Raw genomic sequence first — 15172 nt, forward strand, 5'->3', positions numbered from 1 at the left:
AGCGTCGCCATCGAGGGCGCGGGCCTCAACGCGAGCAATATCGACCAGTTCGAAATCATCACCCGCAGCGCCAAGATCAACGCCGAGATCCAGGCCCGGCACCTGGCGGTGATCGCCGGGGCCAACGACGTCGACGCCAAGACCTTGAACGCTACGGCCCGCACCGCCAACCCGGCGGATGCACCGCAACTGGCCATCGACTCATCAGCCCTGGGCGGCATGTACGCCGGGGCGATCAAGCTGGTGGGCACCGAGGCCGGAGTGGGGGTGAAGCTCGACGGCAAGCTGATCGCCAGTGGCGGTGATATCCAACTGGACGCCGACGGCCAGTTGCGCATGGCGGACGCCACTGCCGAGAAGGGCGCGGTGGCGATCAAGGCCGGCAGTCTGGAGGCCCAGGGCGCGGTCTACGCCGGCAGCGAACTCAAGGTGCAGGCCCGGGGCGACCTGAACAACCACAGCACTCTGGCGGCGGCCAACAGCATCAACCTGGGCAGCGGCGGGCAACTGAACAATCAGGGCATCATCGAAGCCGGGGTCAACCTCGACAACAGCCGCAACCCGAACGGCGATGTCACGCTGACTGCGCAGACCCTGAACAACAGCGGCAAGAGTGTGGTGGCCAGCCGTGATCTGACGGTCACGACCACCCAGACCCTGAACAACCAGGGCGGCACCCTGAGCGGGCAGCGCCAGGTCACGGTCAGTGCCGGGGCTCTGGATAATAGCCATCAGGGCAAGCTGCTGAGCGCCGAGCGCCTGCAACTCGATGCCGAGCAAGTGCGTAACGGCCAGGGCGGCCTGATCAAGAGCCAGCAGTCCCTCAATGCCACCCTCGGCCACCTGGGCAACAGCGGTGGCGAGCTGTCGAGCCAGGGCAGCAGCACCCTGGTACTGGCCGGCATGGACAACCTCACCGGCGTGGTACTGGCGCAACAGACCCTGGAGATAACCGGTACGGCAGAACTGGACAACCAGGGCGGCCTGCTCTCGGGCTGGCAGGGCCTGACCCTCAATGGCACGGGCTTGAACAACAGCAACAAAGGCACCGTTTCCAGCCTCAAAGGCGGTGTCGAGGTCACCCTCAGCGACGCCTTGAACAACAGCCAGGGCGGCGCCTTGGTCAGCCAGCAGGCCCTGGACGTCAAGGCCGCCAGCCTCGACAACAGCCTCAAGGGCATGATCTCCAGCGCGGGTGCACAGAGCCTCAAAATGAGCGACCGGCTGGACAACAGCCAGGGCGGCTCCATCGACAGCGCCGCGACCCTGACCCTGCAGGCCATGGCCCTGGGCAACCAGAGCGGCATAGTCAACGCCGCTGGCGACCTGGAGTTCATCGGCAGCGACCTGGACAACAGCCACGGCACCTTCACCGGCAAGCAGGGCGTTACCCTCGACCTGCTGGGACACTTGATCAACAACCAGGGCACCCTGTCCGCCGCTGGCCCTTTGCTGCTCAAGCGCAGCACTAAGGTTGAGAACCAGGGCGGCGAACTCTCCAGCCAGCAGTGGCTGCGGCTGTTCACCGAACACTTGGACAACCGACAGAAGGGCCGGGTCGCGGCCAATGAGTCGGTGTTGATCAACGCCAGTGGCGAAGTGCAGAACAGCGATGGCGGAGAGATCCTCAGCCGCGAAGCCGACCTGCAACTCAATGCCGAGCGTCTGGATAACGCCAGAGGCCTGCTGCAGGCCAAGACCAACCTGGGCCTCGATGTGGCGGCCGACGCCGGCAACCAAGGCGGACAAGTGATTGCCCAGCAGGGCGACCTGACGCTCAAGGCGGGCCACCTCGACAACAGGGCCGGCAAGGTGTCCGCCCTCAACGGCGGCGCCACCCTGGAAACCGCGGCCGATGGCCGCCTCGACAACCGCGACGGCGCGCTCTTCGCCCAGCAGGCTCTGCATATTAGCGCCAAGGACCTGGACAACAGCGCCGGCCAGATCAGCGCCCGGCAGATCGAGCTGGAGCTCGCTGGTGCCCTGGACAACCGCCAGGGCCTGATCGAAAGCGGCAGTACCCTGGCCACCGCTGCTGCCAGCCTGGACAACCAGCGCGGGCAACTGCGGGCCCTGGGCCTGGCCAGCAAGACCCGGTTCAGCATCGCTGGCACCTTCGACAACCGCGACGGCTCCCTGGAAACCGCCAACAACGACCTGGCCTTCGACGCCGGCGGCTTCAACAACCGCGGCGGCAGCCTGCTGCACAGCGGCAGTGGCGTGTTCGGCATCTCCATGACCAACCTCGAAGACGTCGGCGGCCGCCTGAAGACCGCCGGCCAACTGACCCTGGAAGCCGAGCGCTGGACCAACAGCAGTGCAATCCAAGCCGACCGGTTGCTGGTCAAGGTCGACCACCTGACCCAGACCGCCGACGGCCAGCTCCTGGCGGGCACCGGCCTGACCGGCAGCGGCAGCCACTGGAACAACGACGGCCTGATCGGCAGTGACGCCGCGCTCAACCTCGACCTGAACGGCAACTACAGCGGCAAGGGGCGCCTGAGCAGCATTGGTCAACTGGACCTGCATGCCGCCCAACTGGACCTGGCGGACAGCGCCAGCATCGCCGGTGGCGCCAACGGCACCCTGAAGATCGACGGTGCGCTGAACAGCGCCGGGCGTATCACCGCCAGCCAGAAGCTGCTGCTGAATGCCGCCAGCATCCACAACCTCGGTACCCTGGGCAGCGGCGAAGACCTGAGCCTCAACGCCGCCACCCTGGTCAACGACCATGGCCTGATCTCCAGCGGCGGCAATATGCAGTTGCTGACCAACAGTTTCACCAACCGCTATGCCCAGGTGTACAGCCTGGGTGCCGCGCTGATCGCCAAGGACGACCAGCAAGCCAGGGCCGACCTGCTGGACAACCGCTCCGGGGATATCGAAAGCCTGGGCAAGCTGACCATCGCCGCCAGCACCCTCAACAACGTCATGGACGTGTTGCAGTACACCGAGCACGAAAAGAGTGCCGCCAGCATCACCCGCCTGTCCTGCACCCTGATTCCCGTCGCCGGTTGCGACGACCGTGGCGGTGGCCGCATCAACGGCCTGTGGGAAGTGGCCGAGACCGACCGCCTGCGGGTGACCAACAGTAGCGCCGCCGCCAGCCTCAACAGCGGCGCCGACCTGCAGATCGACACCCAGACCCTGACCAACACCAGCAGCCTGATTACCGCGGCCGGCGACATCAACATCAAGGCCGAGACCGTCCACAACCAGGGCCTGCAACCCCAGGAAATCACCACCCTGCGGCGCTACTGGAGCTTCGTCAACGAAACCGGCACCGCCGCAGCCCTAGCCGCCGCGTTCAACGCCCGCAACAACCCGACGCCTTCGAGCAGCTTCGCCTCCGACCTCAGCGCCTTCATTGCCTGGACCGGGGTGATGCTGTCCTCCAGCAGCAAGGTGGTGGACGGCGACCAATCCTTCGCCGCCACCATCCAGGCCGGTGGCAAGGTCAACCTCAAGGCTGACCAGACCCTCGACAACAGCGTGATCCGCTCCTTTTACGAGTACGTCGGCGCCGGCAAGACCCTGACCGACACCGGCGTTGGCAACGGCTACTCGACGCCGATCCGGATCAACCCGCAACTGCCCCCGGAACTGGCCCAGCAACAGGTCAACCCCCTGGAGCTGCCGGGCTTCACCCTGCCCACCGGCGGCAACGGCCTGTTCCGCCTCAGCGGCCAGGGCAGCACCCTGGCCCAGGCCCCGACGCCTGCGCAGATCGCCGGCCTGCCGGACGCCGCGAGCCTGTCCCGGCCGCACAAGTACCTGATCGAAACCAACCCGGCGCTGACCAACCTCAAGCAGTTCATGAGCTCGGACTACCTGCTGTCCAACCTCGGATACAACCCCGATGAAAGCGCCAAGCGCCTGGGGGACGGTTTCTACGAACAGAAACTCATCCAGCAAGCCATGGTGGCCCGCACCGGCCAGCGCTTTATCGACGGCCAGGACAGCAACGAAAAGCTCTTCAAGCACCTGATGGACAACGCCATCCAGAGCAAGCAACAGCTTGACCTGTCGGTGGGCGTGACCCTGACCTCCGAGCAAGTCGCCGCCCTGACCCACGACATCGTCTGGCTGGAAAGCCATGAAGTGAACGGCGAACAGGTGTTGGTGCCAGTGCTGTACCTGGCCCAGGCCAACAACCGCCTGGCGCCCAACGGCTCCCTGATCGCGGGCAAGGACGTGAGCCTGATTGCCGGCAAGGACTTGAACAACGTCGGCACCCTGCGCGCGGCCAATGACCTGTCGGCGGTGGCGGGGGCGAACCTGGTCAATAGTGGGTTGGCGGAGGCGGGCAACCGCCAGGACCTGCTGGCGGGCGACTACCTGGTCAACCGCGCCGGCGGCATCATCGCCGGGCGCGACGTCACCCTGACCACCACCCAGGGCGACGTGATCAACGACCGCACCCTGACCACCCACCAGAGCAGCAGCGCAGCCTACGTCCGCGAGCAGCGTCGCGACTTCCTCGACAGCGCCGCCCGCATCGAAGCAGGCAACAGCCTGAGCATCGATGCCGAACGGGACTTCGACAGCAACGGCAGCGTCCTGCACAGCGGTGGCGACACCCGCATCAAGGCCGGTCGCAACGTCAGCCTCAACGCCGTCGAGCAAGTAGTCAGCAATGACCGTGGCATCGGCAACCTCGACCAGAGCAAAACCCAGCACGGCGCCATCCTGGAGAGCGGCGGCGACCTGAGCATTGAGGCCGGTGGCAACGTCACCGCCATCGCCAGCCAGATTGACGTCAAGGGCGACGTCTCGATGACGGCCAAGGACAACCTGACCCTGGCCTCGGCCGCCAATGAACAACACTGGGCCAGCAAGACCGGTACCACCAAGAGCGAAGAGGATCGCGTCCACCAACAAGCCACCACGGTGACGGCGGGCGGGGATGTGATGCTCAAGGCCGGCCAGGACATGACCCTGATTTCCAGCAAGGTCAAGGCTGGGGATGAAGCCTATCTGGTGGCTGGTGGCGAACTGAACCTGCTGGCGGAGCAGGACAGTGAGCACTCGCTGTATGACATGAAGAAGAAGGGGGGCTGGGGCAACCTCAAGACCCAGCATGACGAAGTCACCCGCACCACACATATCGGCAGCGAGATCAGCGCCGGTGGCAACCTGACCCTCAAGAGCGACGGTGACCAGAGGTATCAGGTCGCCAAGCTGGAGAGCGGCAAGGACATCACCCTGGATAGCGGCGGCGCTATAACCTTTGAAGGGGTGAAGGATCTGCACCAGGAGAGTCACGAGAAGACCAATAACAACTCCTTCTGGGTGTCCTCCAAAGGCAAGGGCAATACCGACGAAACCCTGCGCCAGACCCAGATGGTGGCGGCCGGCAATATCGTGATCAAGGCCGTTGATGGCCTGAAGATCGATGTGAGGCAGGTCAACCAGCAAACCGTCAGCCAGAGCATCGACGCGATGGTCAAGGCCGACCCGCAACTGGCCTGGCTCAAAGAGGCCGAGAAGCGTGGCGATGTTGATTGGCGGGTGGTGAAGGAGATCCACGACTCCTACAAGTACAGCAACTCCGGGCTGGGGCCGGCTTCGCAGATCATTATTGCGATTGTGATGGCGGCGGTGGTTGGGCCAATGGCAATGGGAGCTATGGGGACCGCTACCGGTGGAGCGGTTGCTGCGGGGACCATGAGTTCGGGGACTGCTGGAGTGCTGGTGTCGAGTGCGGGAGCTATCGCTACAGGCGCCGCGACTAACGCAACTGTTAGCTTTATCAACAATGGCGGAAATCTGGGGGCGGTCTTTAAGGATGTGACCTCTTCCAGCGCCATGAAAGGGTATGTGATCTCCGGTGTTACTGCGGGGCTTACATCTGGTTATTTCAATGAGTGGACAGGTACTTACACCAACCCAGTAACGAATCAGGTTATTGGGCCGAACCTCAGCACTTGGACAGGTGTTGGGCAATTTGCGGCGAGCCAAACACTGCAGAGCGGCACCTCCATGCTGTTGAGCAAAGCGTTGGGGCAGGGCGGCAGTGCAAGTGATGCTCTGAAAAGTGCCTTGTTCAATACCTTGGCTGCGGCCAGTTTCAATGCCGTGGGGGATTACACCAAAGGGGTGCTGGACGACGGTAAACTGCCCAAAATCCTAGTTCACGCCATGGTTGGTGGATTGCTGTCGCAAGCGACTGGTGGGGACTTCAAGACTGGGGCATTGGCTGCGGGCGCCAACGAAGCGTTGGTTGTCCAATTGAATGGTCTGGTAAACGGCAATAAAGACCTGCTAATCATGAGCTCACAAATTGTGGGTGTGCTAGCGGCGGCGGCTCAGAAGGATAGTGATACAGCCAAGATCGAGAAGGGGGCCTGGGTTGCGCAGAATGCTACTCAATACAACTTCGTGGAGCATCTTCCCCCGGGCCTGACTGAATATGGGCAAGCGGCGAGCACACTCGCAGAAGATATGCGGAATCGGGGGGCTACTGCTGAGCAGATAAGTGAAGCGCTCGTGGATCAGGCCCGAGGGCTTGGTTTCGATGGTGTCCAACCTGCTACTGAATTCACCAAGGCTTGGGCTATGTTTATGGCCGGTGAACTCAGTGGCATGGGGCTGGCTGCGGCGTTAGGTAAGATCCTTTCGGGAGGTGTCCGAGGGGAAGTTGCAGCGGGGCAGGCTGCAAAAGGAGCTGCTAAGGAAGCAGAGGCATTAGTCGCAGCTGAAAAGGCGGCGTTGGAGCGTATAGGGAGCAACGCGAAAGGGCCTGATCTGACGGGCAAGGCACCGAATACGGTGCTTGATTTGCAGAATGCAAAAGCAGGAGTAGATGATTGGGCTAAACTAAGTGGCCAGCTCAGAGACGCCTCGCAAGGTAAAGGTAACTTTAATATTGGTACTGGTACAAGAGAACAAGCTGATGCTTTGGGAAAAGCATGGGTAGGAGATGGGTATAAGGTTGCTAGTGATGGGAAAACCTTAGTCAGTAGTGACGGTTTAAAGCAATATAGACCACCATCTTACAAACCCAGTCAGGGGAAGGCTCAAGCTAACTTTGAGCAAAGATTTCCTGGTCAAGAATCAAAGAGGTGGCAATCAAATGGCCATCTGAATATAACGGATTAGACTATGTATGCAGAATTAAAACGGCTTCATAGCCCAGAAATTTACGATCTGGAAAATTACAAGCCGGAATCACCAACAAACTTTAGTTTTCTCCTTCAAGCGATGATTGGTCCAGTGGGGGAGGACGGGGAAGAGTCATTTGATATAGAGGTTTGTACTCCAAAGTGGATTGAAGAAAATTGCGCGCAAGATGTGGTTATTATCGGAAGTCATTATTTGATTGTTCGTGAATATAATTATAAAAAAATTAATGAATCTATAAAAACGTTTTTACTGGGCTGCGCTGGTGAAAATTGGAAAGAAGTTGCAAGGAAAGTTTCACGGCTAGGACTTTGGGAGTTTGAGGGTTACGAGCCATAGTGAACTGTAAAAAACGAATTGGGAACTGGCTCTTTTAATATCCCCAGCAGTGCTGGGGATATTATTTTCACTCCGCCGTAATCACCAACCTATTCTTACTAACCTCAATCCTGATCTTCTGATTGATCGCAAATCTCGTCTGTTGCAATCAGTGCCCACGCAAGCGAAGGTAGGGTGGCAGTTCTAGTTATATTTATCCTGAAAGTCTTGGGTGATGTGGGAAGCCGCTATTTGATCAATGATGCAGGTCTGAGTACTGTTGCCAAAGAGAGCAAGTGAGTCTTTGATCGATCAGTGTCCGATTAAAAGGTGATAGAAAATTGGTGACTTTCAAGCTGCCTTTTTGGCTTACTGGAGCACCTGCTCCTGCATCCGCCTCGTCGTCACATCCATCAAATCACACCCATCTCGCAGCAGAATGCTGCACACCAGCGATAGTTCCTGCAGCACCACTGCACCTCTGGGCGTGTCATCAGAAACCGTTAAGTTCTCCAGCAGTTGAGTCACGGCGCGAATGCGATACGCCACTGCATCGTGCAGGGCGTCAATGGCGGCTTGGGTATCGATCAGCTGGGAGGGGATGTTGCAGTCGTGGCCGGTTATAGCTTGATAACGCGTCATTTATTGAGCCTCTTTAGTTTGACTGAGGACTCTGTAAATCAGGTCGCCAACTCCGGTCGTTCTTTCAACGCCCCCTCGACTATATCCAGCGTTCCTCCCTGTCCTTTAAGCCTCATTCCTACTGGATTGTCTGCTTCTGCTGTAAGGCAATTCCTAATTTGTCGAGAGGACCTGTTCAAGCCGGTCCGCCGTGATTTTCCTGGCTTACAATGCCGCCGCTTATCGCCATGCCACAGGTGGTTTTTAGGTGGCGGTGCGTTGTTGAAAACCTTCTCAAGGAAGATCCGTCATGCGTCTGTTGTCTCTGCTCTTCACCCTCGCTTTGCTCGCCGGTTGTGCTTCCACGCCGGACTATTACATCTCGCCCAAACCGGTGCAGATTCCCGCCAACGCGACTTACTGGATCGACACCTTCAACCTGCAGTTGGTCGGCGAGAGCGAGCGTTTTCTGCCTGAGGACAAGTTGCGTCAGCAACTGGGCATGGAGTTGATCCGGCAGTTGGGCAATGCCAATCGCTACGCCGCCACCAAGGACAGTGCCGACTACCTGCTGGATGTAGATGCGGTGTACAAGCGCCGCCTCAGTGATTCCCAGGGCGGGCTGGTGTCGATGGTCGTCGATGACAATACGATCCTTGCCAGTGTCGACTTTGGCTACAAGGTGCAGGTCAAGCGCGACGGCGCCGAGGTGTTGCATTTCGCCCAGGAGCGCGATGGTTTGCAGCCTGCCGGGGCCATGGGCCAGTTGCGCAATATGAAGACCATGTTGGGGGCGATCACCAACAGCGGTAACTCGGATGTGGAGAACTTCTACATTCGTGCTCTGCCGAGGTTCATCGTTCGCGATATCACGGCCATTCCTTCTCGTTGAGTGAGTGTGTGGGGGGATTGTAGGAGCGAGCTCGCTCGCGATGAGCGTCAGGGCGTCGCGTTCTTTCAGTAGCGGCGCGTTATCGTTGGCGTTGTTCGCGAGCGAGCTCGCTCCTACAGGGGGATCAACGTGCTTTTTGGGTTATAGCTTTTTCACCGGAATGCAGATCTCACACTCCAGCTCCCCGGTCTTGACGTCGTAGAAGGCATCCGCCGGGTAGCGTTCGAAGGCCGGGCGCGGGTCGAATTGCAGGCCGCTCTTGGGCAGCCAGTCGCGGCACAGTTCGATCCAGGCGTCGGCGATAGCCGGGCCCAGGCCGCGGTAGTGGGCCACGGCGTAGAGACCACCGGGCAAGGTGGTGACGACGGCCGGGGCGCTGGCCTTGAAGTCTTCGGGCACTTCCACGCAGGCGTCGTAGCGGCATTTGTCGGCGGGGGTGAGGTCCGGGTCGTCGTGGCCGATGCCGTAGCGCACGCGGTTGAAAAGTTGATGTTCGAGCATCCATGGCGCTGCGGTTTCGCGCCAGAAAACACCAATGCCCGGGCCGTAGGCGCCGATGTAGCGCAGGTAGGCCACGCGGGTGGCGGGTAGTTGCTGCAGGGTGACCTTCATCGCGGTTTCCTTCAGGTGAATGAAGGCGTCAGGATCGTCGAAGGCGGGGATGTGGGTCTGATCAGGATTGCGCAATTCACGCAGACGGCGTTCGCGGATGTCGTCCAGGCGGCGGTGCCAGCGTTTGGGCTCGGTATCGCGCCAGGTGCTGGGGGAGACCGAGAAGTGCTGTTTGAAGGCCCGGGAAAATGCCTCGCCGGAGCCGAAGCCGACTTCCAGAGCAATTTCCAGCACTGAGGCCGAGGGGCGGCTGGCCATGAGGTAGGCGCCGCAGGCCAGGCGTCGGCGGCGCAGGTAGGCACCCAGGGGCTCGCCGACCCAGGCGCTGAACAGGCGGTGGAAGTGGTAGGGCGAGAAATGGGCGACCCGCGCCAGGTCTGCCAGCTCCAGGGGTTGGTCCAGGTGTTGGTCGATATGCTCCAGCACCCGGCTCATGCGCAGGGTGTATTCGTGGAGGCTGTGATAGGCGGCGCTCATGTCTACAGCTTAGTTGGCTGGGTGGGTCGTCACAGTCTGCCGCAGATTTGTGCCGTTTGTGAGTGCGATTCGCCGGCAAGCTGGCTCCTGCGGCAGGTTCTGCCGGCGAACAGGTTCTCAATCGTCACAACAGCAACTGCTGCTCTTGCCCTGGGGCGTTGCCTGGTAGCGATCGTGGTGCCGGACCCAGCCCATGATCTGCTCTTCGTTGCGCCCCTTGGGCGTCAGGTCGAGGAAGTTGTAGGCCCCCAGCAACAGGTCCAGCCCGCGGGCATAGGTGGAATAGGTGTGGAATATCTCACCTTGCGGGTTGCGGTAGAACACGCTGAGCCCGGGCAACTCCTGCTCATCGCCACTGGCCTGTTCGTAGTTGTAGCTGGCAGTGCCCTGGGCCAGTTGCTCGGTGCTGAGGCTGACGCCGAAGTCCTGGTTGAAGTCGTCGCCGGCGCTGGAATACCAATCGAAATGCCAACCCATGCGCTGGCGAAAGGCCTGGAACTCGGCATAAGGGGCGTGGGAGATGGCCACCAGCGCTACATCGTGGTGGGCCAGGTGCTGGTTGGCGCCATCGAAGTGGTCGGCGACGAACGAGCAGCCCTTGCAGCCTTCCTCCCAACCTTCGGCAAACATGAAGTGGTAGACCAGCAGTTGGCTGTGGTCGCCAAACAGATCGGCCAGGCCCAGCGGGCCATCGGGGCCATGAAACTGATAGGGCTTGTCGATTTTTACCCAGGGCAGCGCCCGGCGTTCGGCGCTGAGCTGGTCGCGCTGGCGGGTAAAGGCCTTTTCGTGGATCAGGTGCTGTTTGCGGGCTTGCAGCCATTGTTCCCGGGAGACCACGGGATGCTCGGTAACGGACATGACATCTCTCCTCAAGGCAGTGGGGGCGATGGGTCTTACACACGCTAGTCGTTTGGCGCTGGAGTGGATCGACAAACCGCCCAGCGGTTTTCCGATCAGGGGGCGGCGGCCTGGGGTGGATTTCCTGAACGGCTGAATGGCCTGCCGGTCACAACTTGTGAAGGCATTTCATTCGCTTGTCTGGAGGTTGAATCAGGATGACGACTTATAACTGGGATCTGATCGAACGGCTGCTGCACGAAGTGCAGAACGGCGCCGGCCACAGCTTCACTCCGCGGCCCTATGCCGAGCAGCATGCGGCGGCCAAGGCGGCGGAAGGCGAGCCCACCGGCAATCTGGATGACCTGAAAGTCACCGCCACCGAGTACGAAAAGTTACTGCTGGACCGGGGCTTTATCGAAAGCCGGCCGGAAGAGGAGGGGGGCAATGGCGAGAACTTCGTGCTCACGCCCCGTGGTTCCAGCCTCCTGTGCCTGATCGACAGCAGCATCCCGGGCAATGATCACCCGCGCCAGGTGCTGGATGAGCAGGCCGATGCGCTGGATCCGGCGACCTTCGATCAGGTGGCCTCCAAGGCCCAGATCGCCTAGGTTGCGCCTAGCCCTGGCGGGCGTTCTGCAGGCATTTGAGCTCGGCGAAGTCCTTGCGCACTCCGTCGATTTTCTTCAGCAGGCGCTGGCGCTGGGCCGGGGTGCTTTGTGCCATCAGGTCCACCAGCAGGCTGCGTGCGGCCTGTTCGGTGTGGGCGTAGGCCTGGCGATAGTCCGGCGTCCATACGCTCTCGCGGTGTACCAGCAATTGCTCGATACGTTGTGGGAAATCGCTGTTTTGCCGTTGCTCCACGGCCGCGCTGAATTGCGCCTGCCAGTGGGCTCGGTTGGCGATCCACTGCTGGTTCTGCTCGCCCAGGCTGCTGGACCATTGTTCCACCCGTTGCTGCTGGCTCGGGCTCAAGGGGCCGAGCCAGGCGTTCAGGCGCTTGCTCATGCGTTGGCTGCGCTGCTCTATCTGTTGCGCCAACGGCGGCTTGAGGTATTGCTCCTGGTGTTCCTGCAGGTCCTTGGCGAAGGCGGAATTCATCTCTTTGACTTGCTGGTCGTTCAGACCCTGGAGCAGCTCCACGGCGGACGGGGTGATCTGCTGGGCGGTTTCGGCGATGGCTTGCTTGGCTTCCCGGGTGCGCTCTTGCAAGCCCTGGTCGCTGACCTGGTTGTTCTGCACCATCAGTTGCAGGCGGTCGAGCCAGTCCAGGTAACCCGGAAGCTGGGTGGTGCAATGCCAGCTCAGGTGCTGCTGCAGGCGCTGGTTGAACCAGCTCTTCTGCTCGCTGTTCATGTCCAGGTAGTCGTTGAGGTTCCAGGGAATGATCACATCCAGGTTGCGATAGGCCAGGCCGACCCGGCTACAGGCGCCCAGCAGCAGGCTGATGATCAGGAGCGGAATGAGGAGGTGCCAGCGGCGCGCCATGTTCGAGTCCTTGCGAGTGCGGGTTGCTGTATCTGAACCCTGAAGGTGCCTCGCAGTTCAGACGTTCAGTAGAACGCCCGTTCGGCCTTGAAGGTGAGCAGGCCGTCGCATTGCGGGTTATGCCCGGAGTAGGCGCTGCAGTCGTTGCCGCTGAGGCTGGAGTCACTGTAGATCAGGTTCAGGTCGATCCCCAGCCAGGGGCGCGAGAGCTTGATCGACCAGTCATTGAAGCCGGCCACGTAGCCGCCGTCGGCGATCGAGACGCCATTGTTCAGTTGATGGGTGGTGTATTTGACGCTGACGCCAATGCCGAACGGTACGTTGCCGCCCAGGTCAGCGAACAGGGTGCTGTTGCGTTTGTCCGGGTCATTGCTGAAGGCCGCGCCGAAGCGGCTACCGAGCAGGGTCAGGCCGCCGTAGAATTCCTGGCTGTCCTGGGTCCGCAACTGCGGGTAGTTGTAGTGGATCATTCCCAGTTCGTAGCCCAGGGTCTGGTCGAAGGGCTGCTTGAAGCCCAGGTAGGAATCCACCTCCAGTTTGCTGGAGGGGCTCAGGCCCATGCTGGGGGCCCACTGGCCGGCATACCAGCCACTGTCGTGGCTCAGGTCGAGGCCGCCGTGGAACGAGCCGCTTGAGGACGGCTTGACCAGGCCCTGGGCCATGCTGCGGCTGGGGCTGGTGCCCAGCTTGAGGTCGAAATCCCCCAGCTCGCGCTGGAAGATTTGCCCATGGGCAATGGGGCAGGCCAACAGCAGGCTGCAGGCCAGCAACGAGGATTTGAGCATGCAGCACTCCCTGAACTGCGCGGAGCGACAACCTGAAAGGCGGCTGAAACGATTGATCTAGAGGGAGTAAAGGATACCGGCGAATGCCATTGGCTGAAGGCCGTTCGTCGATTTGCTGGTAGTGGGGAGGAGAGCGGGTGCCAGTCCTAGCGCTTTGAGGGCAAAGCGCTAAGGGACCAGGATAATGCGCGGGGGAGTTACTTCTTGCCCAGGCTGATCTGCTTGGACGGGCCGAAAGTCTGGCCGCTGACGCCTTTGGCGATCTGCTGGATTTCGCCGCCCGATTTCAGGAACGCTGCGATCTGTTCGTTGATCGATTCACTGGTTTCAACGGCGGGAGCTGGTTTTGCTTTGCTGTTGGAGGCTTTTACTCGCATGGCGGCCATTTAACCTTTCGGGAAAATTAATTTGGCCAGGCATCTTATCAGAAATACTTGACAATTGCTTGGTAAATATCCCCTGGAACAGAAAGGCGCTTCCTGCTGTTTTTCCTAAGTTTATTTTTCGGATATTTTTCCTAAGTCGCTGTTTTAACTACGGACCCATCGAAAAAAATGCCCTCTCGCTGTGCTCCGCAAAGGCTCTATGCACGGCTGTTTGCCTGACGAGCGGCCGGTTGAGCGCCGGGAACGCCAGAAAAATCAAGGATTTCGTGGCCGGCGATTCAGGAGCGTCAACGCAGGCCTGGAAAACAGGTAGAATGCCGCCCACGCAATGAGGGTATTGGAAATGGCTTTAGTCGGGCGCTACAACAGTTTGCAAGTGGTTAAACACACTAACTTTGGTTTGTATCTGGACGGTGGGGCAGACGGCGAAATATTGCTGCCCAATCGTTATATCCCCAAGGACATTCCCAGTGAAGATGAAGACTGGCTGAATGTTTTTGTTTACTTGGACAGTGCTGACAAGTTAATCGCAACTACCGAAAAGCCGAAAGTTCAAGTTGGTGAGTTCGCCAGTCTTAAAGTCGTAGAAGTTAACAGTATCGGGGTGTTCCTGGACTGGGGGCTGCCCAAGGATCTGCTGCTGCCGTACTCCGAGGAAAAGCGCCAGATGAACGCCGGCGAATACTGCGTGGTGCATGTCTACCTGGACAAGCACACTCGCCGTATTACCGCCACGGCCCGTCTGGACCGCTACCTGGACAAGACGCCGGCCAACTACAAGGCCGGCCAGGAAGTCGACTTGCTGGTGGCCGAGTCCACCGACATGGGCTTCAAGGCCATCATCAACAACAAGCACTGGGGCCTGATCCACAAGAACGAAGTGTTCAAGTTCCTGCGCTCGGGGATGCAAGAGAAAGGTTTCATCAAGGAAGTGCGCGCCGACGGCAAGATCAGCCTGAGTCTGCAACCTGTCGGTGAACAGGCGGCCACCAGCCTGAACTCGAAGATCCTCGCCAAGTTGCGGGAAAACGATGGCTCGCTGGCGGTCAGCGACAAGAGCGATCCGGCCTTGATCAGCAGTTTGTTCGGGGTTAGCAAGGGCAACTTCAAGAAGGCCATCGGTGCCCTCTACAAGCAGGGCCAGATTGTCATTCACGCGGATCGTATCGAGCTAAGCTGAGACTCACTTCACGCTGCGGGCGAGGCTTATGAAAACCACGCTGGTTGCCTGGCTCGCCACCTTGCTGGCGTTCCTGCTACTCGACGCGCTCTGGCTGGGGCTGATGATGGGCGAAACCTACCGGGCCCAGTTGGGGGCGCTGCTGCTGGAACAGCCACGGCTGTTGCCGGCAGCGCTGTTCTACCTCCTCTACGTTAGCGGTTGCCTGCTGTTCGCCGTGCGGCCCGCCCTGCAGCAGGGCGGCTGGCGCCGGGCTGCGTGCCTGGGGGCGCTGCTCGGGCTGGTGGCCTACGGCACTTATGACCTGAGCAACTGGGCGACCTTGCAGGGCTGGTCGGCTTCCCTGGCGCTGCTGGACATGGCCTGGGGCATGCTGGCCAGTGCCCTGGCCTGCAGTTTCGGCGTCTTCTGTGCCTGCCGCTGGGCGCCTGGCGCAAACGACGGGAACTAG

12 protein-coding genes are annotated in these 15172 nt (G+C 60.4%); 6 read left to right on the top strand and 6 right to left on the bottom strand.

The genetic code is table 11. The annotated features are described in order from the left end of the window. The coding region (locus BM382_RS23075; RefSeq protein WP_239692967.1) for a DUF637 domain-containing protein at window positions 1-7101 on the top strand (7101 nt) is incomplete at its 5' end. A gap of 3 nt (window positions 7102-7104) precedes the next feature. Then, window positions 7105-7461 (top strand): immunity 8 family protein, encoded by a 357-nt coding sequence (locus BM382_RS23080; protein WP_072444258.1) that lies wholly within the window; start codon window positions 7105-7107, stop codon window positions 7459-7461. A gap of 348 nt (window positions 7462-7809) precedes the next feature. On the opposite strand, the gene BM382_RS23085 is transcribed toward BM382_RS23080, so the two are convergent. Continuing rightward, a complete protein-coding gene (locus BM382_RS23085; RefSeq protein WP_072444256.1) occupies window positions 7810-8082 on the bottom strand; it encodes a hypothetical protein in 273 nt (90 codons plus the stop codon). Between the two features lie 289 nt (window positions 8083-8371). Between BM382_RS23085 and BM382_RS23090 the strand changes: the two genes are divergently transcribed. Beyond that, window positions 8372-8953 (top strand): hypothetical protein, encoded by a 582-nt coding sequence (locus tag BM382_RS23090; protein WP_053156871.1) that lies wholly within the window; start codon window positions 8372-8374, stop codon window positions 8951-8953. A 141-nt stretch (window positions 8954-9094) separates the two neighbouring features. Here the strand turns inward: BM382_RS23090 and BM382_RS23095 are convergent, their stop codons facing one another. After that, window positions 9095-10042: an AraC family transcriptional regulator gene (locus BM382_RS23095; protein ID WP_011059897.1), complete on the bottom strand. Its 948-nt coding sequence runs from the start codon at window positions 10040-10042 to the stop codon at window positions 9095-9097. A 117-nt stretch (window positions 10043-10159) separates the two neighbouring features. Further along, window positions 10160-10903 carry a DUF899 domain-containing protein gene (locus tag BM382_RS23100; protein WP_019095061.1) on the bottom strand — a complete coding sequence of 248 codons (744 nt, stop codon included), beginning with the start codon at window positions 10901-10903 and terminating at the stop codon, window positions 10160-10162. 197 nt (window positions 10904-11100) lie between these two features. Between BM382_RS23100 and BM382_RS23105 the strand changes: the two genes are divergently transcribed. Continuing rightward, window positions 11101-11493, top strand: coding sequence for a hypothetical protein (locus tag BM382_RS23105; RefSeq protein ID WP_011059899.1), 393 nt, complete (start codon window positions 11101-11103; stop codon window positions 11491-11493). A gap of 7 nt (window positions 11494-11500) precedes the next feature. Here the strand turns inward: BM382_RS23105 and BM382_RS23110 are convergent, their stop codons facing one another. The 3 genes from BM382_RS23110 to BM382_RS23120 form a co-directional block, all read right to left on the bottom strand. Next, on the bottom strand, window positions 11501-12370 hold the full coding sequence (locus BM382_RS23110; RefSeq protein ID WP_072444254.1) for a DUF6279 family lipoprotein: 870 nt from the start codon (window positions 12368-12370) through the stop codon (window positions 11501-11503). Between the two features lie 65 nt (window positions 12371-12435). Continuing rightward, window positions 12436-13155 carry a TorF family putative porin gene (locus BM382_RS23115; RefSeq protein WP_011059901.1) on the bottom strand — a complete coding sequence of 240 codons (720 nt, stop codon included), beginning with the start codon at window positions 13153-13155 and terminating at the stop codon, window positions 12436-12438. Window positions 13156-13352: 197 nt separating this feature from the next. Continuing rightward, window positions 13353-13541 (bottom strand): hypothetical protein, encoded by a 189-nt coding sequence (locus BM382_RS23120; protein ID WP_016962619.1) that lies wholly within the window; start codon window positions 13539-13541, stop codon window positions 13353-13355. Window positions 13542-13884: 343 nt separating this feature from the next. Here BM382_RS23120 and BM382_RS23125 point away from each other — a divergent pair, with 343 nt between their 5' ends. Together BM382_RS23125 and BM382_RS23130 are read left to right on the top strand one after the other, a co-directional pair. Next, the gene (locus BM382_RS23125; protein ID WP_026020046.1) at window positions 13885-14721 is read left to right on the top strand and encodes a CvfB family protein; all 837 of its coding nucleotides are present in this window, start codon (window positions 13885-13887) and stop codon (window positions 14719-14721) included. 28 nt (window positions 14722-14749) lie between these two features. After that, a complete protein-coding gene (locus tag BM382_RS23130) occupies window positions 14750-15172 on the top strand; it encodes a DUF2177 family protein (protein ID WP_072444252.1) in 423 nt (140 codons plus the stop codon).

This window comes from Pseudomonas sp. NFPP25, from assembly GCF_900116505.1.
GTDB classification, from domain to species: domain Bacteria; phylum Pseudomonadota; class Gammaproteobacteria; order Pseudomonadales; family Pseudomonadaceae; genus Aquipseudomonas; species Aquipseudomonas protegens.